Source organism: Klebsiella quasivariicola, assembly GCF_002269255.1.
Lineage (GTDB): Bacteria > Pseudomonadota > Gammaproteobacteria > Enterobacterales > Enterobacteriaceae > Klebsiella > Klebsiella quasivariicola.
Genome location: NZ_CP022823.1, coordinates 766,677 through 793,026 on the forward strand (window position 1 = coordinate 766,677; position 26,350 = coordinate 793,026).

The window sequence follows — 26,350 nt, forward strand, 5'->3', positions numbered from 1 at the left end:
CTTCTGCGTTTACTCGTTCAGAAATAACTCAAGCAGGGAATTCAAAAACAGCTTACCGTGTTCGGTGATCTGCCAGTTCTGCTCATCTTCATGCAGATAGCCCTGGGCTATCGCCGCTTCCAGCTGCGGGCGGATCGCCGCTTCCTCAAGACCGGTATAGCGTCTGAATTCGTCGCGCGGTGCGGCCTCCAGCAGGCGGAAACGGTTCATAAAGAACTCAAACGGTTTATCCGCGTCTTCCACATCATGCTGACGCTCGAGGTAACGGCCTTCCATATACCCCCGCGGGTGGCGGGTTTTGGCGGTACGCAGGATGCGTCCGTCAGGGAAGGTGATCTTGCCGTGCGCGCCGCAGCCGATGCCGAGGTAGTCGCCAAAGCGCCAGTAGTTGAGATTATGCTGACACTGGAAGCCCGGCTTAGCGTAAGCGGACGTCTCGTAATGCTGATAGCCGGCGGCGCTCAGCAGCTGATGCCCCTGCTCGAAAATATCCCATAGCGCGTCGTCATCCGGCAGCACCGGCGGCCGTGAGCCGAACAAGGTGTTCGGCTCAATGGTCAGCTGGTACCACGACAGGTGCGGCGGGTTGAGGGCAATGGCCTGACGCAGATCGTCCAGCGCCTCCTCCAGCGACTGGTCCGGCAGGCCGTGCATCAGGTCAAGATTGAAGCTGCGCAGGCCGAGCCCGCTGGCGAGACGTGCGGCGCGCTTGGCCTCTTCAGGGCCATGGATCCGTCCCAGGCGCTGCAGCTTTGGTTCACTGAAGCTTTGGACGCCGATGGAGATGCGGTTCACCCCGGCGCGCTGGTAATCAACGAAGCGATCGGCCTCCACGGTGCCCGGGTTGGCTTCCATGGTGATTTCCGCCCCGGCGGCCAGCGGCAGGCAGGCGCGGACGCCATCGAGCAGGGTTTGCATGGCCGGGCCGGACAGCAGACTTGGCGTACCGCCGCCGATAAAAATCGTGCCTATTTCCCGTCCCTGGGCATATTGCGCATCGGCCTGCAGGTCGTTCAGCAGATGCTGGACGTAATCGTCATGCGGCACCTCGCCTTTCAGCGCATGCGAATTAAAGTCGCAGTACGGACATTTCTGCACGCACCAGGGAATATGGATATAGAGACTCAGCGGCGGCAAATTAGCCATTACGTAATGCTTCCAGTAACAGTTTCAGCGCTTGCCCACGATGGGAAATGGCGCTCTTTTCTTCACGGCTCAGTTCGGCCGCGGTTTTCCCTTCTGACGGGACGAAGAAGATCGGATCGTAGCCGAAGCCACCCGTACCGGCGGCTTGTCGGGTGATTACCCCAGGCCAGCTGCCGTGGCACACCAGCGGCGTGGGATCTTCGGCATGGCGCAGATAGACCAGCACGCAGTGGAACTGCGCCTGACGCTGGTCGTCCGGCACGTCCTTTAACGCGTCGAGCAGCTTCTCAAGATTCTGCTGGTCGCTGGCGTCGACGCCGGAATAGCGGGCGGAGTAAATACCCGGCGCGCCGCCAAGCGCATCGACGGCCAGACCGGAATCGTCGGCGATGGCCGGCAGGCCGGTGATCTGCGCCGCGTGACGCGCTTTCAGAATCGCGTTTTCAATAAAGGTCAGGCCGGTCTCTTCCGCAGAGTCCACGCCCAGCTCGGTCTGAGCGACGATATCGAGACCAAAATCTTCCAGCAGCGAGGCCAGTTCGCGCACTTTACCGGCGTTGCCGGTAGCGAGGACGACTTTTTGCATGATGAATCCTGTTTATTCAGTTAGCGCCGCGACCGCAGTCGGGATCTGTTGTGGGGCGATGATTTTAACTTGCTTATGGCGGCCCAGCTCGCCTTTTTCAATCAGAACCTGGCTTTTGGCGACGCGGAACTGTTTGGCGAGAAATTTCACCAGGTGGGCATTGGCCTGGCCATCAACGGGCGGGGCGGTAATGGCGACTTTAAGCTCGTCGCCATGTACGCCCACGATGCTATCGCGGCTGGCCTTAGGCTGAATGTACAGCCTCAGCACCAGCCCGTCAGCGCAGGGTTCAACGGCACTCATAGCGCCATCCACAGCCCCGGCAGCAGCACGTTACCGGTAGCCTGCAGCACCTCGGCGACGCCCATATTGATCACGTACAGCAGCAGCACCAGCACCATCGGTGAGAAATCGATACCGCCCATCGACGGCAGCAGGTTGCGGATAGGGCGCAGCAGCGGGTCAGCCAGCTGCATCAGCACGTACTCCACCGGGCTGCGGCCCTGGCTGACCCAGCTCATGATCGCCATCAACAGCAGCACCCAGAAGATCAACGAGCCGATGGTTTTCAGCAGAATAAGCAGGGCGGAGATCCAGATGATCGGCTGGAAAGTGATCACCATAAACAGCACGATCGCTTTGATAACGCAGAGAATAAATGCCACCAGCAGCGAGGCGCTGTCAATCGGCCCCATTGCCGGGATAATCCGGCGCAGCGGTCCGACAATCGGCTGCGTGGCCTTCACCACAAATTGCGAAAACGGGTTGTAAAAGTCGCAGCGCGCCCACTGCATCCAGACGCGTAACAACACGACCATCGTGTAAAGCTCAATGACCGTTGAAAGCAGGAAAGTCAACGTCTTCATGGCGTTCCTCAGATTCCTTATTATTTGCTGTAGTCGCGCGCACCAAAAATGGCTGTGCCGATGCGCACCATCGTGCTTCCCGCCGCGATTGCGGCTTCCATATCGTCCGACATTCCCAGAGACAACGTATCGACCGTGGGGTACCGCGTTTTTAATCGCGCAAATGCTACCGCCATTTGCCGGGCGACGGCAAACTGCCTTACATATTCTGACTCAGGCGCAGGGATCGCCATCAGGCCGCGCAGCTCAAGGCGAGGTAATTCAGCGATCTCCGCCGCTAACGCATCGAGCGCTTCCAGCGGAATACCGGATTTGCTCTGCTCATCGCTGATATTAATTTGAATCAGCACCTTCAGCGGCGGCAAATGCGCCGGGCGCTGTTCGTTCAGACGGGTGGCGATTTTCAGCCGATCGACGGTGTGGCACCAGTCAAAATGCTCCGCCACTAACCGGCTTTTGTTGGACTGCAGGGGGCCAATAAAGTGCCACTGCAGCCCACTGACGCCCGCCTGCTGGAAATGGTTAATCTTCTCCACGCCCTCCTGGACGTAGTTTTCACCAAATGCCCGCTGGCCTGCCGCGATGGCGTCTTCGATCGCGCTCGCAGGTTTTGTTTTACTCACTGCAAGCAATGTCACTTCTTCTGGCGCACGCCCGCATCGGGCGGCAGCACCGGAGATTTTGTCCCGGACCTGTGCCAGGTTATGCGCAATATCGTTCATATTCCGAGGATGAGTTATGAAGCTGGAAGAAATCGTAGCCCTTAGTGTAAAGCATAATGTCTCCGATCTACACCTGTGCAATTCCGCCGCGCCGCGCTGGCGGCGGCAGGGCAGGCTGGAGGCCGCTCCCTTTCCTGCGCCGGATGTTGCGGATTTACTTAACGACAGGCTCGATGTCGCCCAGTTACAGCACTGGCAGGAGCAGGGACAGATTGACTTTGCGCTGACCCTGGCCTGCGGTTCGCGGCTGCGCGCCAGCGCGTTCGCCCATACGCGTGGAATTTCGCTGGTGTTGCGCCTCCTTCCCGGGCAGTGCCCGCGTCTGGAGTTGCTGGGTGCCCCGCCAGCGCTGAGTGAACTGCTGGCGGAAGAGAGTGGTTTGCTGTTGGTCACCGGAGCGACGGGCAGCGGCAAGTCGACCACCCTGGCGGCAATGGTTGGGCACCTCAACCAGCATCTTGATGGCCATATTCTGACCCTGGAGGACCCGGTGGAGTTTATTCATCACAGCGAGCGCTGCCTGATCCAGCAGCGGGAGATTGGCCGTCACTGCCCTTCGTTCGCTGCGGCGTTACGCGTGGCGCTGCGTCAGGACCCTGACGTCATCCTGTTAGGTGAGCTACGCGACAGCGAAACCATTCGCCTGGCGTTAACCGCGGCGGAGACCGGGCATCTGGTGATGGCGACATTACATACCCGCGGTGCGGCGCCGGCGGTGGAGAGATTGATCGATGTCTTTCCGGCAGAGGAGAAAGATCAGGTTCGTAGCCAGCTGGCCGGAAGCCTGTGCGCCGTACTGGCGCAAAAATTGTTACCCGCGCGTCAGGGTGGCAGAGTTGCGCTATACGAGCTTCTGGTCAATACCCCTGCGGTGGCGAATTTGATCCGTGAAGGAAAAGTGCACCAATTGCCCGGCGTGATGCAGACCGGGATGCAGAGTGGAATGCTGACCTTTACCCAGAGTTTTCAGCAACGTGTCGCTGCAGGCGAGCTATAAAGTGAGGAATGGGCGGGTTTGCCAGGTTAAATGATATGTTATATGAATGTTTGTTTTTTGTTTATTAATATTATTTAGTAATACAAATAACTTTTGATTATAAATTCAAATAATACATTCAAATTAGATATGTCGATAGTGAATACGCATTTCCAGGAAAAAAGTTTGATTATGTTTTGACAGTTTTGAGTCATTCGATTTATGCTGTTTATGGGAATAGGATGATTCTCATGGAATAACGTTTCTATTTGTAAGTCACCTTGGTGATTTATAAATTCACGACTGAATGTATCTTTTTTTATTCATTTAACCACCATGGCGGTGGGTAACAGCTAAGGAGAGTTTTAAGTGATTAATTTAAATGGAAATTCATCATCTTCTCGTCAGGTAACCTTTATTACCCACCCCTCTATTCAAAGCAAAGCTTTTGCCAGCTATTTGAGTGAAACCCTGATGGCGCCTGTGATTTTACAAAACATTAATAAACCACTTGCGCAGCGCCTGGCGAAAGATTCTGTAATATTATTTGATATCGCAGTGTCAAATAAGAAATTAAACAGGGTGTGGCGGGATATTATTCGCCTGCAGGCAGATAATCCTCGTTTGTTGATTATTAATAGCGCACAAAAGTATGAGTTATACGAAATGGCGCAGTGGCCAGCTTTATATGGTGTGTTCCGCCATGACGATGATGAATCGCGCTTAATTGAGGGCGTTAAGGCCGTGCTGAACGGTGAACAGACGGCTGAATTGAGCGTGATGCACCCGGCGATGTATGCTGCGGACCATGCATCGAAACCAGTGGAGAACTCGCCCCTGACGGAACGGGAATGCGAGATCCTCAACGAACTGCGCTGCGGCGCGACCAACCTGGATATCGCCCGGGCGCTGTTCATCAGCGAGAACACGGTACGGACGCATCTGTATAATGTATTTCGTAAGCTGAGCGTCAAGAATCGCACCCAGGCGGTGAGCTGGGCGAACGAACATCTGCGTCACTGAGCGGGTGGAAGGGCGCCGTCAGCAACCTGCCGGCGGCGCAGGAGAGCAGAGCTTAAAAGCTCTGCTCGAAGTAGCTTTCCAGAATGACCACGGCAGAGGCCGAGTCGACGCTGCCTTTATTCAGCGCCCGGTAGCCGCCGTGTTCAAACAGACCCGCGCGGGCTTCAACCGTACTCAGACGTTCATCATGCAGAAGGATCGCGACACCAAAGCGGCCATGGATTTTATTGGCGAAATTACGCGCGCGCGCCGTCAGCGGTTGCTCGGTGCCGTCCATATTCAGCGGCAGGCCGACGACCACCGCCTCAGGCTGCCACTCTTTAAGCAGTTTTTCAATGATATTCCAGTCCGGTTTACCGTCCTGTGCCTTCAGCGCCGGCAGCGGTCGAGCGGTTGCGGTGATGCGTTGACCCACCGCCACGCCGATGCTTTTGGTGCCGAAATCAAAGCCGAGAAAGGTTCCGCTCATCATGCATGCCCCGCGACGCCAGGCATCGTCACAATGTCGATACCAATCAGTTTAGCCGCCTCGCGCCAGCGATCGGCGATAGGTGTGCGGAAGAGAATATTCTGGTCAGCCGGCGCGGTGAGCCAGGCATTATCTAAAATCTCCTGCTCCAGTTGCCCTTTCTCCCATGAGGCGTAACCCAGCGCAACCAGCACGTTGCCCGGCTGCCGGTCGGTGCCTAAGGTTTCAAGGACATCCCGCGAGGTGGTGATCACCGTGTTATCCGAAATGCGGATGCTCGAGGAGAAGTCAGAGGGCGGGGTATGCAGAATAAAGCCGCGGTCTTCCGCCAGCGGGCCGCCCAGCATCACCGGTTTATCCAGGCGGATCTCCGGGTTGCGCGGCTCCGGGACAATTTTGAGCTTCTCGAGGATCCCTTCCACCTGCAGATTTTCCAGCGGCTTATTGATAATAATGCCCATGGCACCCTCATCGTTATACTCGCAGATATAGACCACGGAGCGGCGGAAAATAGGGTCCTGAAGCGCAGGCATGGCAATCAGAAAGTGATGCTGTAAATTCATTGTCAGAGGTTCTGTTCCTGGTTCAAAAAAGCAACACCCAGTATGCGGGCAAAGTAGAATGGTGTCGATGCACTTTATCTGGCAGGTGCCCAGGCGACGCCTGGCTGGCCGCGTTTCACGAGCGCGGAAACCCGCGCTCGCGGCGCCATCAGCGGACGTTTACAACCTGGTGCTTATTTAGCGATACGTCTCTCGATAGCGTCCATCAGCATGCCGGTGATCGAAATATCCGGGAAAGCTGCCTCGATCTCACGCACACAGGTCGGGCTGGTGACGTTAATTTCCGTCAGACGGTCGCCGATGATATCCAGGCCAACAAAGATAAGGCCTTTGGCCTTCAGCGTCGGGCCGACGCGGCGGGCGATTTCCCAGTCGCTTTCGGTCAACGGGCGAGCTTCGCCGCGGCCGCCGGCGGCCAGATTGCCGCGGGTTTCACCGCCCTGCGGAATACGCGCCAGGCAATAAGGTACCGGCTCGCCATCCACCACCAGCACGCGCTTGTCGCCGTCTTTAATGGCCGGCAGATAGTTCTGCGCCATGCAGTAGCGGCTGCCCAGTTCGGTCAGCGTCTCGGCTATCACCCCAAGGTTAGGATCGCCGGCTTTAACACGGAAAATAGAGGCGCCGCCCATGCCGTCGAGCGGTTTCATTATGATATCGCCGTGTTTTTCCCAGAAGGCTTTCAACTGGGCTTTATTGCGGGTGACCAGCGTTTCCGGGGTGAGTTCAGAGAACCAGGCGGTGAACAGCTTCTCGTTACAGTCGCGCAGGCTCTGCGGCTTGTTAACGATAAGCGTACCTTTCTCTTCCGCCCGCTCGAGGATGTAGGTGGCATAAATAAATTCGGTATCAAACGGCGGATCTTTACGCATCAGGATGACGTCAAGGTCCGCCAGCGGCAGATCCTGCTCGCCGGTGAAGTCATACCATTTATCGTAGTTCTGTTCGACGCTTAGCGTGCGCGTACGGGCGCGGGCTTCGCCGTTGATCAAATAGAGGTCGTTCATCTCCATGTAATGGAGTTCATAGCCGCGACGCTGCGCTTCCAGCAACATAGCGAAGCTGGTGTCTTTCTTGATGTTGATGGTTGCGATGGGATCCATCACGATGCCGAGCTTGATCATGGTTCTTCTCCGTTAACGCCTCAACCTAAGTCGCCAAAACGCACCTGCAGGGCGGTGATGGCGGTGAGCGCAGTAGTCTCTGTACGCAGAACGCGCGGTCCCAACAGAATATCAGTAAACTGGTATTGCGCGGTCATCGCTATCTCTTCAGCCGACAGCCCACCTTCCGGGCCAATCAGCAAACGGACGCGTTCAACCGGCAGCGGCAGCGTGTTAATACTGGCGCTGGCGCGCGGGTGCAGGTTGAGCTTCAGCCCGCTGTCCTGTTCGGCGCACCACTCTTCCAGCTGCATCGCCGGACGTATTTCCGGTACCACGTTACGACCGCTCTGTTCGCAGGCGGCAATAGCGATTTTCTGCCACTGCTGGATCTTTTTCTGCAAACGTTCGGCATCCAGTTTAACGCCACAACGCTCGGAAAACAGTGGCGTTATGAGGCTTACCCCAAGTTCGATCGATTTCTGGATGGTGAATTCCATTTTTTCGCCGCGCGACATCACCTGGCCTAAATGGATATGCAGCGGCGATTCCCGATCGTCAGGTTCGCCACTGAGCACCTCAACCGTAACGTTTTTCTTACCGGCCTCGGTGATGACCGCGTCAAACACCTGGTTACTGCCGTCAAAAAGCTGTAGGTGCTGACCGGCGGTCATGCGCAGGACGCGGCCGACGTGGTTGGCCGCGTCATCGCTCAGCGCGATCTGGCTGCCGACAATGAGGCGTTCTGGATGATGGATGCGAGGAATGCGCATGCTTGATATTCCGTTCGTTGCGCAGATGCCAGCTTCCCGCCATCGGGCGGGAAGCACAGGGCTGCAAATTAACAATTGCCGCTAGTGTAGGTTAGCTCTTTTGCGCCTGGCAAGCCTGCTGGACATACGGATTATGGTTGCCCTGTACTTTCGCGATGCGTTCATCGCGTTCACACTCCCAGGCGGTGACCGGGTACTGTTTATTCCAGGCGGTAAACAGCTGAGTTTGCTGGCGGGAAAGATTCAGCTGATAGCGGTCGCGCATATAGAAGTAGGTGCGGGCGATGGCGCCGCGAGCGCGGGCAGGGGGCTCGGCGATTTTATCTTTAAAATCGACCTTCATGGTGCACTGGCCGTACTGGCCTTCACCGCCGTTCCACTGGCTGTACATAAAGTTGCCGCGATCGCCATTCACTTCTCCCACCGCCGGCTGCAGGTTGTGCATATCGCTTTCCATCTTGCGGTATTCCGGATCTTTGGCGCAGTTTTTACGTCCACCCTCCTGCCAGCACTGACGCTGATGGCCGAACTGCCATGCCGGCACTACGTGCTCCCATTCAACCCGGCTGGCGCGGTTCTCATTTTTACGCACTTTATAGCCGCAGGATTCCAAATCGATAACGCCTTTTTTCCCCTGCCAGTCGATTTTACAGCCGCAATAAAAATCGCCCGGAACGTCGGCATTCACTTTGACGCCAGCGGCTTTGGCCTGGGAAAAACTGGTAATTTCGGCGGCCGCAAGCGGGCCACTGACTGCCGCGCTCAATACCGCTACGGCTAAAACATGCATACGGGACATCGTTAACTCCGTGTCAAAACGAGCCCGCAACGTAGCGAATGAGGGTGCCGGATGCAATCAGTCAGATCAGAAAGTTTCTAATTAATTCCAATGGTTATTTTTCAGCCACCAGCAGATCGCCGCAGCGAACGCAGCGGTAGGTGGCCTCACCACGAACCACCCGGTTATGGCGACGGACGGTGAGCTGATGCTGCTGACAGCGGCAGCGATAGGGGAAGGTGTTCTGGCGAACCGAATCGAGTTCAAAGCGGTGGGTGCGGCGAGCGGGAACGCCAAGGACGCTCTCCATCATCCATTTCCACTCTTTTCCGTGCGGCGCGACGCGGCCAAAATGCTGCCAGACCAGCAGGTGTGCCAGCTCATGCGGCACCACTTCATCGATAAACTCCTGCTGATTTTCCAGCAGCAGCACCGGGTTTAAACGAATTTCGTTTTTCTCCAGCCAGGCGGTGCCGGCGGAGGTACCGCGCTGTTGGTAGACCAGCGTCGGCTCCGCATAGCAGCGTTCCAGCTTGCGATTCGCGTTGGCGAGATGCTCCCGCAGGCTGCGCATTACGGCCTGCTGAATAGCGATGGGAATTCGGGGTGTTTTCATAGCGCCAGAGGATAGTGCGGCGCACGAGGGAGAGCAAGAGGAAGCTTCCTCCCGGGGAGGGAGGAAGCTCAGGCGGGTTAGTTGCGGGCGCCGATTTCGCGCAGCGGACGACCTTGCATCAGGTTCCGTTCAATATGTTCCAGCGAGACGTTTTTGGTTTCCGGGATCAGCCACAACGTCAGCAGGATAAACAGCACGTTCAGGCCGCCGTAGACCCAGAAGGTATTGGCGCTGCCGAGCGAGTTGAGCATGGTCAGGAAGGTGGCGCCGACAATCATGTTGGCAATCCAGTTAGTCGCCGTGGAGCAGGTGATACCGAAGTCGCGGCCTTTCAGCGGCTGGATTTCGGAGCACAGTACCCAAATCAGCGGACCGGCGCTCATGGCGAAACCGACGATGAACATCAGCAGCATCAGGACCGCAACATACTGGGCGGTAGAAGAGTGAATGCCGATGTGCATCATGGTGCCCAGCACGCCCATCCCTGCGGCCATCACGATAAAGCCAAGGATCAGCGTTGGTTTACGGCCCCAGCGGTCGACCAGACCGATGGCGATAAAGGTGGCCAGCACGTTGGTCAGACCGACGATCACCGTCCCCCACATCTGTTCTGTGGTGTTGGCATAGCCCGCCAGCTCAAAAATCTTCGGCGCGTAGTACATGATGACGTTCATGCCGGTGAACTGCTGCATCACCTGCAGCAGAATGCCGAGGAACACCGCACGGCGGAAGTTACTGTTGTCTTTAAACAGCGACCAGCCGGACTGTTTCACCTTCAGGCTTTCACGGATCTCGTCAAGCTCACGTTTCGCTTCGGCGCTGGTATCGCGCAGGCGCAGCAGCACGCGTTCGGCATCGACGAAGCGACGTTTGGCGGCGAACCAGCGCGGGCTGTCCGGCAGGAAGATGACGCCAATCAGCAGCAATATTGCCGGAATGATGATCACGCCGAGCATCCAGCGCCAGGCGCCGCTGTAGCTGAAAGCGGTATCAGAGAGATAGGCGCCAAGGATCCCGATGGTGATCATCAGCTGGTACATGGAAATCATACTGCCGCGAATTTTTTCGGGCGCGATTTCCGAGAGATACAGCGGAGCCGTGTATGAGGCAACACCCACCGCCAGCCCCAGCAGCACGCGGGAGACCAGCAGGATCTCGACGTTTGGCGCAGCGGCAGAGAACAGAGAACCTGCGACAAAGAGGATGGCGCCGATCATCAGGCTCTTTTTACGGCCCAGTTTGAAGGAGAGCCAGCCGCTGCCCACCGCACCGACGGCGGCACCGAACATCATGGAGCTGACCACCCACTCCTGAGTGTGAGCGGAAATCTGGAACTCATTGGCAATAAAGGGTAAGGCACCCGCAATAACACCGATATCAAGGCCGAACAGCAGGCCAGCCAGCGCGGCGAGGAAACAGACGAAGAACGTCATGGTCTTGTTCGAACGCCCTTGTTTTTTGTTGTCAGGCATAACGCCCTCCAGTTGAGTTATTGATTCTGTCGATGGTTAGGGTAGGACACTCGTCGGTAAAAAAACGTGATTATAGTCACGGCTGTGTAATCGTTTACACAAAGGTAAAGAAACGTAATACATTAAATGCTTTTTAAATCAGCAATATAAACAAGGATAGTCGACAATTTGAAAAACGGTAATCAGAGTTGACCGAAACAATATGTAACATTGTGAAAAATACCCCCATAAGCTGCCTGCTTAGGGGAGAAAGTGATAGGCATCAATATGTAATCGCTTTCATGGCAATGCCACGTTCTGCTTAAGCAAGGCGGAGGGAGGAGAGAGAGGGAAAATAAAAAGGCCAGCACGAGGCTGGCCTTGAAGAGAGGAAGCGGGGGATTATTTCAGACCAGCAGCTTCGCGCAGCAGTGCCGCTTTGTCGGTTTTTTCCCATGGGAAATGTTCGCGACCAAAGTGACCGTAGGCTGCGGTTTCTTTGTAGATCGGGTGCAGCAGATCCAGCATCTGAATCAGGCCGTAAGGGCGCAGGTCGAAGAACTCGCGCACCAGCAGGGTCAGCTGTTCAGAAGGCACTTTCTCGGTACCAAAGGTTTCCACCATGATGGAAGTCGGTTCTGCAACGCCGATAGCGTAGGAAACCTGAATTTCGCAACGATCGGCCAGGTCTGCGGCAACGATGTTTTTCGCCACATAGCGCGCCGCATAGGCTGCGGAACGGTCAACTTTAGACGGATCTTTACCGGAGAACGCACCGCCGCCGTGACGTGCCATGCCGCCGTAGGTATCAACGATGATTTTACGGCCGGTCAGCCCACAGTCGCCCATCGGGCCGCCGATAACGAAACGGCCGGTCGGGTTGATGAAGAATTTGGTCGAAGCGTTCAGCCATTCGGTCGGCAGAATCGGCTTGATGATCTCTTCCATCACCGCTTCCTGCAGCGATTTCTGGTCGATATCTTCCGCGTGCTGGGTGGACAGAACGACTGCATCGATGCCGACGATTTTGCCGTCGTCATACTGGAAGGTTACCTGGCTTTTCGCATCCGGGCGCAGCCACGGCAGGGTGCCGTTTTTACGCACTTCAGCCTGGCGCTGCACCAGACGGTGAGCGTAGGTCACCGGCGCCGGCATCAGCACGTCGGTTTCGTTGGTGGCATAGCCAAACATCAGCCCCTGGTCGCCTGCGCCTTGCTCCAGCGGATCGGCACGGTCAACGCCCTGGTTGATGTCCGGAGACTGTTTACCAATGGCGCTCAGTACGGCGCACGAGTTGGCGTCAAAGCCCATATCGGAATGCACGTAGCCAATTTCGCGGACGGTGTTGCGAGTGATCTCTTCGATATCAACCCATGCGCTGGTGGTGATTTCGCCACCGACCAGCACCATGCCGGTTTTGACATAGGTTTCACATGCTACACGCGCTTTCGGATCCTGCTCGAGGATCGCATCCAGCACAGCATCAGAGATTTGGTCAGCAATTTTGTCAGGATGCCCTTCTGATACGGACTCAGACGTAAAGAGGTGTTTTGCCATATTTTATTTCACCTGTGGACGATTCGGGTAGCTCATACTGTTGTGTGATGTGGCTTTGGTGGATTATCAGCGCAAAGCCGCGCAGGTTGCGACACGAGCAGTCTGAGTGTTAATCAGTATAGACGGATTAACTTCTGGACGGCCATTTTAGGTCAAATCTTGAGCCTATTTCCAGCCTTTTTTGATGGCGGTCGCATTTATGGGAAAACGGGTCTGGCAAATTTTCCTGACAACGGCGCAGGCAGGCACATTTTTATTTTGCTTTTTACCCCGCTTCTCGGTATAAAACGCCGCGCGCGGCTCATTAAAAAAGCGCACGGGGCATGGCCCTGTGGTGCCACTTCCAGCCGGGTTAAGCAGTCTGTATTTACAGAATCTCGCAGCGGCGTAGCGCCTGTTGCCCGGTATGTATAGCTTTGGCTTGTCGCCGACCCTGTCGCAGGGCGGTGTGGAGGTGATACCAGATAATGAACCAACGTTTTTCGCTTGATTCGTCGCGTCGTTCTGTCGCGCGCCAGCACTCCGCAACCTGCATCTCTCTCATGCAAACCAGCCGATGTTCACCCCATCTCGGCGCTTCTCAGGATTCCAGGGCCGGTCGGCCGTCAGAAAACTGAACAAGGGCGCTCTTGCCAGGCAAGAGTTTTCTCGTGGTTTCTCCGGACTGTCATACTCTGTTCGGCTACGTGTTTTACGATGATATGAATAAGAAACCGGTCGCGCAGTCGCAAAACCAGCAGATAGTGCTGGGCTTTAGGACTGTTCATGGGTTGTTATCGCATCTTTGGACTGCGATAGTAGTTAACTGTCTTACACTTATTATTAAAAATTGAGGTTCGCTATGTCTGACGACATGTCTATGGTTTCGCCTTCGTCAGCAGGCGAACACGGTGTATTACGTTCCATGCAGGAGGTAGCGATGAGCTCCCAGGAAGCCAGCAAGATGCTGCGTACTTATAATATTGCCTGGTGGGGCAATAACTATTATGACGTCAACGAACTGGGCCACATCAGCGTTTGCCCGGATCCGGACGTCCCGGAAGCGCGCGTTGACCTCGCTGAATTAGTCAAAGCGCGTGAAGCGCAAGGACAGCGCCTGCCGGCACTGTTCTGCTTTCCGCAGATCCTGCAGCACCGCCTGCGCTCGATCAACGCCGCCTTCAAACGCGCGCGTGAATCGTACGGCTATAACGGCGATTACTTCCTCGTCTACCCAATTAAGGTTAACCAGCACCGTCGCGTGATTGAATCGTTGATCCATTCCGGCGAGCCGCTGGGCCTGGAAGCCGGTTCGAAAGCGGAACTGATGGCCGTGCTGGCGCACGCCGGGATGACCCGCAGCGTCATCGTCTGTAATGGTTATAAAGACCGCGAATACATCCGTCTGGCGCTGGTGGGCGAGAAGATGGGCCACAAGGTCTATCTGGTCATCGAGAAGATGTCCGAGATCGCCATCGTGCTGGAAGAGGCCGAGCGCCTGAACGTGGTGCCGCGCCTCGGTGTGCGTGCGCGTCTGGCCTCGCAGGGCTCCGGCAAATGGCAATCCTCTGGCGGCGAGAAGTCCAAGTTTGGCCTCGCGGCGACCCAGGTACTGCAGCTGGTTGAGATCCTGCGTGCCGCAGGGCATCTTGAGAGCCTGCAACTGCTGCACTTCCACCTCGGTTCGCAGATGGCCAATATTCGCGATATCGCTACCGGCGTGCGTGAATCGGCGCGTTTCTACGTCGAGCTGCATAAGCTGGGCGTCAATATTCAGTGCTTCGACGTCGGCGGCGGTCTGGGCGTGGACTACGAAGGCACCCGCTCGCAGTCTGACTGCTCGGTGAACTACGGCCTGAACGAATACGCCAACAATATCATCTGGGCCATCGGCGATGCCTGTGAAGAGAACGGTCTGCCGCACCCGACGGTGATCACCGAGTCCGGCCGCGCGGTGACCGCGCACCATACCGTGCTGGTTTCCAACATCATCGGCGTGGAGCGTAACGAATACACCGAGGCGACCCCGCCGGCGGAAGACGCCGCGCGTCCGCTGCAGAGCATGTGGGAAACCTGGCTGGAGATGCACGAGACCGGTAATCGCCGCTCGCTGCGCGAATGGCTGCACGACAGCCAGATGGACCTGCACGATATCCATATCGGCTACTCCTCCGGCACCTTTAACCTGCAGGAGCGCGCCTGGGCCGAGCAGCTGTATCTGAACATGTGCCATGAAGTGCAGAAGCAGCTCGACCCGAGCAACCGCGCGCATCGCCCCATCATTGATGAGCTGCAGGAACGCATGGCGGATAAAATCTACGTCAACTTCTCGCTGTTCCAGTCGATGCCGGATGCCTGGGGGATCGATCAGCTGTTCCCGGTGATGCCGCTGGAAGGGCTGAACAAGTCGCCGGAGCGCCGCGCGGTGCTGCTGGACATCACCTGCGATTCTGATGGCGCCATCGATCACTACGTGGACGGCGACGGGATCGCCACCACCATGCCGATGCCGGAATACGACCCGGAGAACCCGCCGATGCTGGGCTTCTTTATGGTCGGCGCCTATCAGGAGATCCTCGGCAACATGCACAACCTGTTCGGCGATACCGAGGCGGTGGACGTGTTCGTCTTCCCTGACGGCAGCGTTGAGGTTGAGCTGTCCGACGAGGGCGACACCGTGGCGGATATGCTGCAGTATGTGCAGCTGGATCCGAACACGCTGCTGACCCAGTTCCGCGATCAGGTGAAAAACACCGGCCTGGACGATGCGTTGCAGCAGCAGTTCCTCGAAGAGTTTGAGGCGGGTCTCTACGGCTATACTTATCTGGAAGACGAGTAGCCGCTGATGCCCGGTGGCGCTGCGCTTACCGGGCCTGCGCATGTCTGCCGGATAAGGCGAAGTCGCCCGCTGGCCGAATGCGATACTCACTTGAACCCGTATGCATTACCGGCGATAATTCACGCCAATAAGCGATTTATCTATCAAACCCTTCCTCGTCGGGCCTAACGACGCGGAGGGGTTTTTTTATACTTATTTTTTACGTTCCACGACTGCGAAAAGAGGTCATATCCATGAGCACTTTAGGTCATCAATACGATAACTCCCTGGTATCCAATGCCTTTGGCTTTCTGCGTTTGCCGATGAATTTCATGCCTTACGACAGCGATGCGGACTGGGTCATCACCGGCGTACCGTTCGATATGGCGACCTCCGGGCGCGCGGGTGGCCGTCATGGCCCGGCGGCTATCCGTCAGGTTTCCACTAACCTCGCCTGGGAGCACAACCGTTTCCCGTGGAACTTCGACATGCGCGAACGCCTCAACGTGGTGGACTGCGGCGATCTGGTGTACGCCTTCGGCGACGCGCGCGAAATGAGCGAGAAGCTGCAGGCTCACGCCGAGAAGCTGCTGGCGGCAGGTAAGCGCATGCTCTCCTTCGGCGGTGACCACTTTGTAACCCTGCCGCTGCTGCGCGCCCACGCCAAGCACTTCGGTAAAATGGCGCTGGTGCACTTCGATGCTCACACTGATACCTACGCCAACGGCTGCGAGTTTGACCACGGCACCATGTTCTATACCGCGCCGAACGAAGGGCTTATCGATCCGAACCACTCGGTGCAGATCGGGATCCGCACCGAGTTCGACAAAGACAATGGCTTTACGGTGCTGGACGCCGGCCAGGTCAACGACCGCAGCGTTGATGACGTGATTGCCCAGGTGAAGCAGATCGTCGGTGACATGCCGGTCTACCTGACCTTTGATATCGACTGTCTGGATCCGGCGTTTGCGCCAGGCACCGGTACCCCGGTTATCGGCGGGCTGACCTCAGACCGCGCGATCAAGCTGGTGCGCGGTCTGAAGGATCTGAACATCGTTGGGATGGACGTGGTAGAAGTGGCTCCGGCCTACGATCAGTCCGAAATCACCGCTCTGGCGGCGGCGACCCTGGCGCTGGAGATGCTGTATATCCAGGCGGCGAAGAAGGGTGAATAACCCGGATTAACCCCGACCCTCTCCCTTCCCGGGAGAGGGTTGCGCACGGCACAGAGGGGTTATCAAGGCGCCGGGCGATAGCTCCTGCGCGCCGGGAGAGGGCCGGCCCGCAGGAGAGGGGTCATCAACGCATCAAAATACGTTAAACGGATATTCGACGTAGAACCGGACTTCATTCCCGCTGACGTTATAGTCGCTGGCGTTGCTGGAAACGCGCAGCACCGAATAGCGGAGTCTGAATTTCAAATCTTTCGCCACGCCGTTTTGCACCTGGTACTGAACCTGGTTGAACCATTCATGTTCTTTGCCGTTGCTGGTCTCTGAAGTTTTAATGTTATCCCCGCGCACGTAGGCGGTGGTCCAGGTCAGCCCCGGCAACCCCAGCCCGGCAAAATCCAGTCCGTACGACGCCTGCCACGAGCGTTCATCTTCACCATTAAAATCAGACCAGTAGGAGTTAGCCAGCCAAATGGTGTTGCCGCCATCGCCGACGCCGCCCTGGTTCTGGTAGCCGCCATAATGGTAGCCGGTACTGCCGCTGCTTTGCTGGTAAGCGACCTTAAAGGTGTGAATATCCCTGATGTAGCTGGCGGCCAGGCTCCAGATGCTGTTGCTGCGCCCGGTGTCATTGGCATCGGCATATTCTTGATCCAGGCGTGAGTTATAGCCGTTGAAGTCGAGAACCAGCTGTTGGTTGGCGGTGAACGGCTGCTTATAATTCAGGCCAAGATACTGTTTGTTAAGCACATCTTCGACGTGTGAAGCGTACAGCGCACCGCTAAGCTGGTCGTTGAACTGGTAGCTGGCGCCGCCGAAGGTCAGGCTTTTCAGGCCGCTGTTATGGCTGTCGTCGCTTTTGCGCTGCTGATCGGTCAGGTAGCCAGCGTTAATTTCCAGACCATCGATTTCGCGTGAGGTCAGCATGGTGCCGGTATAGCTCTCGTACAGCAGACGTGAGTCGTCGGCATAGACGATGGGCAGCATCGGGCGCTGGCTGCCGTAGCTGAGTACGGTATTTGAGAAGCGCATTTTGCCGGTGGCGCCGAATTTCGCAAGATCGGATTTCGCCCGGCCATCGTCATCCTGGGCGAAAAAGTCGATCCCGCCCGCGCCGCTGCGCCCGCGACCGCCGTCAAGGCGTACCGCATATTGAGCGATACCGTCCACGCCGAAGCCAACCGGACCCTGGGTAAAGCCGGATTCGAAGGTGGCGATAATCCCCTGGCCCCATTCGGCCTTATCCGGCAGTCCGTCACGATAATCACGTTTGATATACGCGTTACGCAAAAAGAGATCCAGATGGCTGTCGTCAATAAAGCCCTGGCTGGCGGATTGTTGGCTGGCGAAAGTCGGCGTGGCGGCAATAATGCCAAGTGCGATTAACGATAATTCTTTTTTCACTGAAGGCACTTCTCTGTCTGTCGATATATTCAAGGGAATCACTGCTGACCAGATATTCTCCTGAAATAATGTCGAAAGCAATCATTGTGTGAGCAATGGTATCGGCAGGAAACAAGTGATGTAGCGCGCCACGGCAGCGTGCGGCGGTAAGGGCTGGACTATTTATTATCTGGAGGAATGCGGTTCTGAAAGGCGGATTGTGTCCGCCGTTTTTCATTTGCCAAATAATATTTTGCTGAGGTTTCGGATATAAAATAATTGCCTGTAAAGTGAGGCGGTTATAATTAACAGTTTGTGCGCTTAAGTTATCAATTTATGCGGCTAAATATTTTTCCTGCAATATAAAAAAGGGAGGCGATAATGCCTCCCACTGTCGATTATTTAATCCCGTCGGCCTTCATGCGATCGCGAATATGCTGGGCGCGCGCTTCTGAGGCCGGGTGATCGTCAAACATGGAACTTTGACGGCCGGCTTCCAGCTTGGCCAGTTTTTCGAAGCTGGTGGCCAGCCCTGATGGATTGATGCCGCGTTTACGCAGCAGGTCGTAAGAGTAGTCATCCGCTTCCGACTCCTGGCGCTGGGAGAACTGCGAGTTCACCAGTTTTTCACCCAGATCGCCCAGCTGCGACTGCGACAGACTGCCGACGATACCGCCCGCGGAGGCTGCCGCCGCACGCACGGCGTTGGTGCCCAGCGCGACCTGCATGCCTTTCTTCACGTGGCCCAGGGCGACGTGGCCCATTTCGTGGCCGATCACCGCTTCAACTTCATTATCGTTCATCAGGTCCATCAGGCCGCTGTAGACGCGGATGCAGCCGTTGGCCATCGCGAAGGCGTTTACATCTTTGGTCTCATACACTTTGTAGTTTACTGGCTGACCATTGATGTTATCGCCCAGCGCGGCCGCGATTTTGCTCAGACGCTGGCTGTATTCACTGCTGGCCGGGGCGATTTTCGCTTTGGCGTCCATTTCTTTACAGGCCTGGTCGCTTAGGGTTTTCACCTGCGCGTCGCTGAGGGAGTAAGCCTGGAAGGCTTCGGCGCCTGAGCTGAGCAGACCGTTGGAGTCCATGTTCTGACATCCGGTAAGGGTTGCTGCGATCCCAAGAGCAAGTACGGTTGAGCGAATTTTCATTTTTTATCTTCCACAATCTTATGGTTGTTTATCCGACAATACGGCGACGGCAGGGAACCGTATTCTGCGTAAATTATAAAGAGTATCGCAGGAAGCGGGCGAGCGGATTCCGGGGTAGCACAACCTGTTCCAGAGATTTCTTAAAGGGCAAAAGGATGCTCCATGTACATGACTTGTCGCTTGGGTTACATTGTTCACACTTTTTTCCGGCGTAGCCCAAAACGCGCTCTCGTCAAGTCGTTAAGGGCATGGCCTTCAACAGTCCGAACTGGAGTCAAAATGTCCTCACGTAAAGAGCTTGCTAACGCTATTCGTGCGCTGAGCATGGACGCTGTACAGAAAGCCAAATCCGGCCACCCGGGTGCCCCGATGGGTATGGCTGACATTGCCGAAGTGCTGTGGCGTGATTTCCTGAACCATAACCCGAACAATCCGGCGTGGGCTGACCGTGACCGTTTTGTCCTGTCCAATGGCCATGGTTCGATGCTGATTTACAGCCTGCTGCACCTCACTGGCTACGATCTGCCGATTGAAGAGCTGAAAAACTTCCGCCAGCTGCACTCCAAAACCCCGGGTCACCCGGAAGTCGGCTACACCGCGGGCGTGGAAACCACCACCGGTCCGCTGGGTCAGGGTATCGCTAACGCGGTCGGGATGGCTATCGCCGAGAAAACCCTGGCGGCGCAGTTTAACCGTCCGGGCCACGACATCGTTGACCACTACACCTACGCCTTTATGGGCGACGGCTGCATGATGGAAGGCATTTCTCACGAAGTGTGCTCCCTGGCCGGTACCCTGAAACTGGGCAAACTGGTGGCGTTCTATGATGACAACGGCATCTCCATCGACGGCCACGTTGAAGGCTGGTTCACCGACGATACCGCGAAACGTTTTGAAGCCTACGGCTGGCACGTGGTGCGCGGCGTGGACGGTCACGACGCTGACGCCATCAAACGCGCGGTAGAAGAAGCGCGTGCGGTCACCGATAAACCGTCCCTGCTGATGTGCAAAACCATCATCGGCTTCGGTTCGCCGAACAAAGCAGGCACCCATGATTCCCACGGTGCGCCGCTGGGCGACGCGGAAATCGCGCTGACCCGCGAAGCGCTGGGCTGGAAATACGCGCCGTTTGAAATCCCGTCTGAGATCTATGCCCAGTGGGATGCGAAAGAGGCAGGCCAGGCGAAAGAAGCCGCATGGAACGAGAAGTTTGCGGCTTACGCCAAAGCCTTCCCGCAGGAAGCGGCCGAATTCACCCGTCGTATGAAAGGTGAGATGCCGTCTGACTTCGACGCCAAAGCTAACGAGTTCATCGCGAAGCTGCAGGCCAACCCGGCGAAAATCGCCAGCCGTAAAGCCTCTCAGAACGCCATCGAAGCCTTCGGCCCGCTGCTGCCGGAATTCCTCGGCGGTTCTGCCGACCTGGCGCCGTCCAACCTGACCCTGTGGTCTGGCTCTAAGCCGATCAACGAAGACACCGCGGGTAACTACATTCATTACGGCGTACGCGAGTTCGGTATGACCGCTATCGCCAACGGTATCGCGCTGCACGGCGGTTTCCTGCCGTACACCTCCACCTTCCTGATGTTCGTCGAGTATGCGCGTAACGCGGTACGTATGGCGGCGCTGATGAAACAGCGTCAGGTGATGGTCTACACCCACGACTCCATCGGTCTGGGCGAAGACGGCCCGACTCACCAGCCGGTAGAGCAGGTGGCTTCCCTGCGTGTGACCCCGAACATGTCCACCTGGCGTCCGTGTGACCAGGTGGAATCCGCGATTGCGTGGAAATATGGCGTGGAGCGTCAGGACGGCCCGACCGCGCTGATTCTCTCCCGTCAGAACCTGGCGCAGCAGGAGCGTACCGCAGAGCAGCTGGCAAACGCGGCCCGCGGCGGGTATGTGCTGAAAGATTGCGCCGGCCAGCCGGAACTGATCTTCATCGCCACCGGTTCTGAAGTTGAGCTGGCAGTGGCCGCGTGGGACAAACTGACTGCCGAAGGCGTGAAGGCGCGCGTGGTTTCCATGCCGTCTACCGACGCATTCGACAAGCAGGATGCGGCCTACCGTGAATCCGTACTGCCGAAAGCCGTTTCTGCGCGCGTTGCTGTGGAAGCCGGTATTGCGGACTACTGGTTCAAATACGTTGGCCTGAATGGCGCCATCGTTGGCATGACCACCTTCGGTGAGTCTGCGCCGGCTGAGCAGCTGTTCGAGGAGTTCGGCTTCACCGTCGACAACGTGGTCGCTAAAGCGAAAGCGCTGCTGTAATTGCTGGTACGGTGCGGGCTGATGCCCTCACCCCAACCCTCTCCCACAGGAGAGGGGCAAACACCAAAAACGGTAACCCCTGGGTTACCGTTTTTCTGTTACCTCGCACCCGGCTTTTTTGTATCGGCTATTCCTGAATCATGTAATGTACTTGTAAATTATTCCAGCGAAAATGTGATGTGAGTCATATAGCTGGTTTATTGCACTGGACAAACATTCCTTTTATTCCTCGTTTCGCTTATTCTAGCTGAAGCGTTTCAGTCGTTTAAATGTTCGACAATTAATCAATCAGTCGCAGTTTGCAGCTGGTAAGGTTCCCCTCAGAGCGTTGCTGGATTACTCTGTCAGCCACCTCTATAACAGGGACAGCCTTGCAGGAGATCTATGACCATTCGCATCGCGATTAATGGCTTCGGTCGCATTGGACGCAACGTGGTTCGTGCTCTATATGAATCCGGGCGTCGTGCGGAAATCACCGTGGTGGCAATCAATGAACTGGCGGATGCTGCGGGCATCGCGCATTTGTTGAAATATGACACCAGCCATGGCCGTTTCGCCTGGGATGTCCGTCAGGAGCGCGAGCAGCTGTTTGTTGGTGATGATGCCATCCGTCTGCTGCATGAGCCGACCATTGCGGCGCTGCCCTGGCGCGAGCTGGCGGTAGACGTAGTGCTTGACTGCACCGGCGTTTACGGGAGCCGTGAGCACGGTGAAGCGCACCTGCAGGCGGGGGCGAAGAAAGTGCTCTTTTCCCACCCCGGCGGTAACGACCTCGACGCGACGGTGGTCTATGGCGTCAATCAGGATGAACTCCGCGCCGAGCACCGCATTGTCTCCAACGCCTCCTGCACCACCAACTGCATTATTCCGATCATTAAACTGTTAGATGATGCCTATGGCATCGAGTCCGGCACCGTCACCACCATTCACTCGGCGATGCATGACCAGCAGGTGATTGACGCCTACCATCCGGATCTACGGCGTACCCGCGCGGCCAGCCAGTCGATCATTCCGGTGGATACCAAACTGGCGGCAGGGATAACGCGTATTTTCCCGCAGTTTAACGACCGTTTTGAAGCGATTGCCGTGCGGGTACCGACGATAAACGTGACGGCAATTGACCTGAGCGTGACGGTAAAAAAACCGGTAAAAGCATGTGAAGTCAACCAGTTGCTGCAAAAAGCAGCACAAGGTGCATTTCATGGTATAGTTGACTATACGGAATTACCGTTGGTCTCGACAGATTTTAACCACGATCCGCACAGTGCCATCGTCGATGGCACGCAAACCCGGGTCAGTGGCGCGCATCTGATCAAAACGCTGGTCTGGTGCGATAACGAATGGGGCTTTGCTAACCGAATGCTCGACACGACGTTAGCGATGGCGGCTATTGGTTTCAGGTTCGACGCATAAACGTCGACAAAACTTTATGAATCAACGAGAGGATTCACCATGTCTGTAATTAAGATGACCGATCTGGATCTGGCTGGTAAACGCGTTTTTATCCGTGCGGATCTGAACGTACCAGTTAAAGACGGGAAAGTAACCAGCGACGCACGTATCCGTGCCTCTCTGCCGACCATTGAACTGGCGCTGAAGCAGGGCGCGAAAGTCATGGTTACTTCTCACCTGGGTCGTCCGACCGAAGGCGAGTACAACGAAGAATTCTCTCTGCTGCCGGTTGTTAATTACCTGAAAGACAAACTGTCCAACCCGGTACGTCTGGTTAAAGACTACCTGGACGGCGTGGAAGTGGCTGCCGGCGAGCTGGTGGTTCTGGAAAACGTTCGCTTCAACAAAGGCGAGAAAAAAGACGACGAAGCGCTGTCCAAAAAATACGCCGCGCTGTGCGACGTGTTCGTCATGGACGCTTTCGGTACTGCACACCGTGCGCAGGCTTCCACCCACGGCATCGGCAAATTTGCTGACGTAGCGTGCGCAGGCCCGCTGCTGGCCGCTGAACTGGACGCGCTGGGTAAAGCGCTGAAAGAGCCGGCTCGTCCGATGGTCGCTATCGTTGGTGGTTCTAAAGTCTCCACTAAACTGACCGTTCTGGATTCCCTGTCTAAAATCGCTGACCAGCTGATCGTGGGCGGCGGTATCGCTAACACCTTCGTTGCTGCTCAGGGCCACAACGTGGGTAAATCCCTGTACGAAGCAGACCTGGTTGACGAAGCCAAACGCCTGCTGAGCACCTGCGATATCCCGGTTCCGACTGACGTTCGCGTCGCGACCGAGTTCTCCGAAACCGCCACTGCGACCCTGAAATCTGTTAACGACATCAAAGATGACGAGCAGATTCTGGACCTCGGCGACGTTTCCGCACAGAAACTGGCTGATATCCTGAAAAACGCCAAAACTATCCTGTGGAACGGCCCGGTTGGCGTATTCGAGTTCCCGAACTTCCGTAAAGGGACTGAAATCGTGGCTAACGCTATCGCGGACAGCGAAGGTTTCTCCATCGCCGGCGGCGGTGACACCCTGGCAGCGATTGACCTGTTCGGCATCGCTGACAAAATTTCCTACATCTCCACTGGCGGCGGCGCATTCCTTGAATTCGTCGAAGGCAAAGTCCTGCCGGCAGTAGCGATGCTCGAAGAGCGCGCTAAGCAGTAATTCAGTTCAGGCGGGGAAACCCGCCTGTTTTTCAGCGCGCTTAAGGGCTCGCGAACCTTCTTCAACGGTCGAAGATACAGATACAGGACTAAGTAACATGTCTAAAATTTTTGATTTCGTAAAACCGGGCGTCATCACTGGCGACGACGTTCAGAAAGTGTTCCAGGTAGCGAAAGAAAACAACTTTGCACTGCCGGCGGTAAACTGCGTAGGTACTGACTCCATCAACGCCGTTCTGGAAGCTGCTGCTAAAGTTCGCTCTCCGGTTATCGTTCAGTTCTCTAACGGCGGCGCAGCGTTCATCGCAGGTAAAGGCGTGAAAACTGACGTTCCTCAGGGTGCTGCTATCCTCGGCGCTATCTCTGGCGCGCACCACGTGCACCAGATGGCTGAACACTACGGTGTACCGGTTATCCTGCACACTGACCACTGCGCGAAGAAACTGCTGCCGTGGATCGACGGCCTGCTGGACGCTGGTGAAAAACACTTCGCCGCTACCGGCAAACCGCTGTTCTCTTCCCACATGATCGACCTGTCCGAAGAGTCTCTGCACGAAAACATCGAGATCTGCTCTAAGTACCTGGCTCGCATGGCCAAAATGGGCATGACTCTGGAAATCGAACTGGGCTGCACCGGCGGTGAAGAAGACGGCGTGGACAACAGCCACATGGACGCTTCCGCACTGTACACCCAGCCGGAAGACGTGGATTACGCCTACACCGAGCTGAGCAAAATCAGCCCGCGCTTCACCATCGCGGCTTCCTTCGGTAACGTACACGGCGTGTACAAGCCGGGTAACGTGGTTCTGACCCCGACCATCCTGCGCGACTCTCAGGAATATGTTTCCAAGAAACACAACCTGCCGCACAACAGCCTGAACTTCGTGTTCCACGGCGGTTCCGGTTCTTCCGCTCAGGAAATCAAAGACTCCGTCAGCTACGGTGTGGTGAAAATGAACATCGATACCGACACCCAATGGGCAACCTGGGACGGTATCCTGCAGTACTACAAAGCGAACGAAGCTTACCTGCAGGGCCAGCTGGGCAACCCGAAAGGCGAAGACCAGCCGAACAAGAAATACTACGATCCGCGCGTATGGCTGCGTGCTGCACAGACTTCCATGGTGACTCGTCTGGAGCAGGCATTTAAAGAGCTGAACGCGATCGACGTTCTGTAAGAAAAATCTGTTTCTTACTCTGAAGCCCGCAGCAATGCGGGCTTTTTTATTATCTTAACAACAGGATAGCGCGGAGGAAAACTGTGATCCATTTGGCAAAACGCGCACTTATTGTTTACCCTATAACCTGACTGCCCTGTCGCAGGCTGAGTTTTTTACTTTCCCCCAGGGGATTCATAAGGAATGTTAAATGGAAGATTTGAACGTTGTCGATAGCATCAACCACGCCGGGACGTGGCTGGCACGCAACCAGGAGCTGCTGCTAAGCTATGCCGTCAACATCGTTGCGGCGATCGCTATTCTGATCGTCGGGATGATCGTGGCGCGCATCGTCTCGAATACCGTCAACCGCCTGATGCTGGCGCGTAAAATTGACGCTACCGTGGCCGATTTTCTCTCTGCGCTGGTGCGCTATGCGGTTATCGCCTTTACGCTGATTGCCGCGCTGGGCCGGGTAGGCGTGCAGACCGCCTCGGTCATTGCCGTGCTGGGTGCCGCCGGTCTGGCCGTCGGTCTGGCGCTGCAAGGGTCGCTGTCGAACCTTGCCGCAGGGGTACTGCTGGTGATGTTCCGCCCGTTCCGCGCTGGCGAGTATGTCGACCTTGGCGGTGTGGCGGGTACGGTGCTGAACGTGCAGATTTTCTCCACCACCCTGCGTACCGCCGACGGCAAAGTAGTGGTGGTGCCGAACGGGAAAATCATCGCCGGCAACATCATTAACTTCTCCCGCGAACCGGCGCGCCGCAATGAGTTTATCATCGGTGTCTCCTACGATGCCGATATCGACAAGGTGAAGCAGCTGCTGACCTCGATTATCGAATCTGACGATCGAATTCTGCGCGATCGCGAAATGACCGTACGCCTGAACGAACTCGGCGCCTCCTCGGTGAACTTCGTGGTTCGCGTCTGGAGTAAGAGCAGCGATCTGCAAAACGTCTACTGGGATGTCCTCGAGCGTATCAAGCGCGAATTTGACGCCAACGGTATCAGCTTCCCTTATCCGCAGATGGATGTTCATGTGGTGCGCCTGCCGGAAAAAGCAGAGTAAACCGCCATTGAATGAGACAGGCCGGCTATGCCGGCCTTTTTTTATCGTGTGTTATTAGCTGTTCTAATTAATGATTAATACTTTCAATTTCCGCTAATAA

Annotated in this window: 26 protein-coding genes; 11 read left to right on the forward strand and 15 right to left on the reverse strand. The window is 56.2% G+C overall.

Annotated elements, in window-relative coordinates:
* Positions 1 to 9: 9 nt before the first annotated feature.
* Genes hemW through B8P98_RS03915 form a run of 5 tightly spaced genes read right to left on the reverse strand, consistent with a single transcriptional unit; the run spans position 10 to position 3,320 of the window.
* Positions 10 to 1,146 carry a radical SAM family heme chaperone HemW gene (hemW, locus tag B8P98_RS03895; protein WP_095032736.1) on the reverse strand — a complete coding sequence of 379 codons (1,137 nt, stop codon included), beginning with the start codon at positions 1,144 to 1,146 and terminating at the stop codon, positions 10 to 12.
* Positions 1,139 to 1,732, reverse strand: coding sequence for an XTP/dITP diphosphatase (locus B8P98_RS03900; RefSeq protein ID WP_025713497.1), 594 nt, complete (start codon positions 1,730 to 1,732; stop codon positions 1,139 to 1,141). Before B8P98_RS03900 ends, hemW begins: the two co-directional genes overlap by 8 nt.
* 12 nt (positions 1,733 to 1,744) lie before the next feature.
* Positions 1,745 to 2,035, reverse strand: coding sequence for a DUF167 family protein YggU (gene yggU / locus B8P98_RS03905; protein ID WP_025713496.1), 291 nt, complete (start codon positions 2,033 to 2,035; stop codon positions 1,745 to 1,747).
* Positions 2,032 to 2,598, reverse strand: a complete 567-nt coding sequence (locus tag B8P98_RS03910; protein WP_004205182.1) for a YggT family protein — start codon at positions 2,596 to 2,598, stop codon at positions 2,032 to 2,034. Before B8P98_RS03910 ends, yggU begins: the two co-directional genes overlap by 4 nt.
* A gap of 20 nt (positions 2,599 to 2,618) precedes the next feature.
* Positions 2,619 to 3,320, reverse strand: coding sequence for a YggS family pyridoxal phosphate-dependent enzyme (locus tag B8P98_RS03915; protein ID WP_025713495.1), 702 nt, complete (start codon positions 3,318 to 3,320; stop codon positions 2,619 to 2,621).
* A 16-nt stretch (positions 3,321 to 3,336) separates the two neighbouring features.
* On the opposite strand from B8P98_RS03915, the gene B8P98_RS03920 reads away from it, so the two are divergent.
* Positions 3,337 to 4,317: a type IV pilus twitching motility protein PilT gene (locus B8P98_RS03920; protein ID WP_025713494.1), complete on the forward strand. Its 981-nt coding sequence runs from the start codon at positions 3,337 to 3,339 to the stop codon at positions 4,315 to 4,317.
* 348 nt (positions 4,318 to 4,665) lie between these two features.
* Positions 4,666 to 5,319: a LuxR C-terminal-related transcriptional regulator gene (locus tag B8P98_RS03925; protein WP_080898044.1), complete on the forward strand. Its 654-nt coding sequence runs from the start codon at positions 4,666 to 4,668 to the stop codon at positions 5,317 to 5,319.
* A 52-nt stretch (positions 5,320 to 5,371) separates the two neighbouring features.
* Here B8P98_RS03925 and ruvX read toward each other — a convergent pair whose 3' ends face one another.
* The 8 genes from ruvX to metK form a co-directional block, all read right to left on the reverse strand.
* The gene (ruvX, locus tag B8P98_RS03930; RefSeq protein WP_049004129.1) at positions 5,372 to 5,788 is read right to left on the reverse strand and encodes a Holliday junction resolvase RuvX; all 417 of its coding nucleotides are present in this window, start codon (positions 5,786 to 5,788) and stop codon (positions 5,372 to 5,374) included.
* Positions 5,788 to 6,351: a YqgE/AlgH family protein gene (locus tag B8P98_RS03935; RefSeq protein ID WP_025713491.1), complete on the reverse strand. Its 564-nt coding sequence runs from the start codon at positions 6,349 to 6,351 to the stop codon at positions 5,788 to 5,790. Before B8P98_RS03935 ends, ruvX begins: the two co-directional genes overlap by 1 nt.
* Before the next feature lie 173 nt (positions 6,352 to 6,524).
* The gene (gene gshB, locus B8P98_RS03940; RefSeq protein ID WP_025713490.1) at positions 6,525 to 7,475 is read right to left on the reverse strand and encodes a glutathione synthase; all 951 of its coding nucleotides are present in this window, start codon (positions 7,473 to 7,475) and stop codon (positions 6,525 to 6,527) included.
* A 20-nt stretch (positions 7,476 to 7,495) separates the two neighbouring features.
* Positions 7,496 to 8,227, reverse strand: coding sequence for a 16S rRNA (uracil(1498)-N(3))-methyltransferase (rsmE, locus tag B8P98_RS03945; RefSeq protein ID WP_023282987.1), 732 nt, complete (start codon positions 8,225 to 8,227; stop codon positions 7,496 to 7,498).
* 91 nt (positions 8,228 to 8,318) lie between these two features.
* Positions 8,319 to 9,026, reverse strand: a complete 708-nt coding sequence (endA, locus tag B8P98_RS03950) for a deoxyribonuclease I (RefSeq protein WP_087805962.1) — start codon at positions 9,024 to 9,026, stop codon at positions 8,319 to 8,321.
* A gap of 94 nt (positions 9,027 to 9,120) precedes the next feature.
* Positions 9,121 to 9,621 carry a SprT family zinc-dependent metalloprotease gene (locus tag B8P98_RS03955; protein WP_025713488.1) on the reverse strand — a complete coding sequence of 167 codons (501 nt, stop codon included), beginning with the start codon at positions 9,619 to 9,621 and terminating at the stop codon, positions 9,121 to 9,123.
* Positions 9,622 to 9,698: 77 nt separating this feature from the next.
* Complete coding sequence (locus B8P98_RS03960) at positions 9,699 to 11,093, reverse strand: sugar porter family MFS transporter (protein ID WP_087805964.1); 1,395 nt, start codon at positions 11,091 to 11,093, stop codon at positions 9,699 to 9,701.
* A gap of 381 nt (positions 11,094 to 11,474) precedes the next feature.
* A complete protein-coding gene (metK, locus tag B8P98_RS03965) occupies positions 11,475 to 12,629 on the reverse strand; it encodes a methionine adenosyltransferase (RefSeq protein WP_095032737.1) in 1,155 nt (384 codons plus the stop codon).
* Positions 12,630 to 13,096: 467 nt separating this feature from the next.
* Here metK and B8P98_RS32105 point away from each other — a divergent pair, with 467 nt between their 5' ends.
* From B8P98_RS32105 to speB, 4 genes are all read left to right on the forward strand, one after another.
* Complete coding sequence (locus B8P98_RS32105) at positions 13,097 to 13,246, forward strand: hypothetical protein (protein ID WP_420061990.1); 150 nt, start codon at positions 13,097 to 13,099, stop codon at positions 13,244 to 13,246.
* Positions 13,247 to 13,330: 84 nt separating this feature from the next.
* Positions 13,331 to 13,462: an acid stress response protein YqgB gene (gene yqgB, locus B8P98_RS03980; protein WP_002916578.1), complete on the forward strand. Its 132-nt coding sequence runs from the start codon at positions 13,331 to 13,333 to the stop codon at positions 13,460 to 13,462.
* An 8-nt stretch (positions 13,463 to 13,470) separates the two neighbouring features.
* Positions 13,471 to 15,447: a biosynthetic arginine decarboxylase gene (speA, locus tag B8P98_RS03985; protein WP_008806456.1), complete on the forward strand. Its 1,977-nt coding sequence runs from the start codon at positions 13,471 to 13,473 to the stop codon at positions 15,445 to 15,447.
* Between the two features lie 233 nt (positions 15,448 to 15,680).
* Positions 15,681 to 16,601: an agmatinase gene (speB, locus tag B8P98_RS03990; protein ID WP_004205166.1), complete on the forward strand. Its 921-nt coding sequence runs from the start codon at positions 15,681 to 15,683 to the stop codon at positions 16,599 to 16,601.
* Positions 16,602 to 16,733: 132 nt separating this feature from the next.
* Here the strand turns inward: speB and B8P98_RS03995 are convergent, their stop codons facing one another.
* Both B8P98_RS03995 and loiP read right to left on the reverse strand, forming a co-directional pair.
* Positions 16,734 to 18,002, reverse strand: coding sequence for an OprD family outer membrane porin (locus tag B8P98_RS03995; protein ID WP_095032738.1), 1,269 nt, complete (start codon positions 18,000 to 18,002; stop codon positions 16,734 to 16,736).
* A gap of 377 nt (positions 18,003 to 18,379) precedes the next feature.
* Positions 18,380 to 19,138, reverse strand: a complete 759-nt coding sequence (gene loiP / locus B8P98_RS04000; RefSeq protein ID WP_025713485.1) for a metalloprotease LoiP — start codon at positions 19,136 to 19,138, stop codon at positions 18,380 to 18,382.
* Positions 19,139 to 19,417: 279 nt separating this feature from the next.
* On the opposite strand from loiP, the gene tkt reads away from it, so the two are divergent.
* From tkt to B8P98_RS04025, 5 genes are all read left to right on the forward strand, one after another.
* A complete protein-coding gene (gene tkt, locus B8P98_RS04005; RefSeq protein ID WP_095032739.1) occupies positions 19,418 to 21,409 on the forward strand; it encodes a transketolase in 1,992 nt (663 codons plus the stop codon).
* Positions 21,410 to 21,793: 384 nt separating this feature from the next.
* On the forward strand, positions 21,794 to 22,822 hold the full coding sequence (gene epd / locus B8P98_RS04010) for an erythrose-4-phosphate dehydrogenase (protein WP_004205289.1): 1,029 nt from the start codon (positions 21,794 to 21,796) through the stop codon (positions 22,820 to 22,822).
* Between the two features lie 39 nt (positions 22,823 to 22,861).
* Entirely contained in the window at positions 22,862 to 24,025 is a 1,164-nt protein-coding gene (gene pgk, locus B8P98_RS04015) for a phosphoglycerate kinase (protein WP_008806453.1), read from the forward strand.
* Between the two features lie 97 nt (positions 24,026 to 24,122).
* Entirely contained in the window at positions 24,123 to 25,202 is a 1,080-nt protein-coding gene (gene fbaA, locus B8P98_RS04020) for a class II fructose-bisphosphate aldolase (protein ID WP_004144748.1), read from the forward strand.
* Between the two features lie 190 nt (positions 25,203 to 25,392).
* Positions 25,393 to 26,250: a small-conductance mechanosensitive channel MscS gene (locus B8P98_RS04025; RefSeq protein ID WP_095032740.1), complete on the forward strand. Its 858-nt coding sequence runs from the start codon at positions 25,393 to 25,395 to the stop codon at positions 26,248 to 26,250.
* The last annotated feature ends 100 nt before the right edge of the window (positions 26,251 to 26,350 follow it).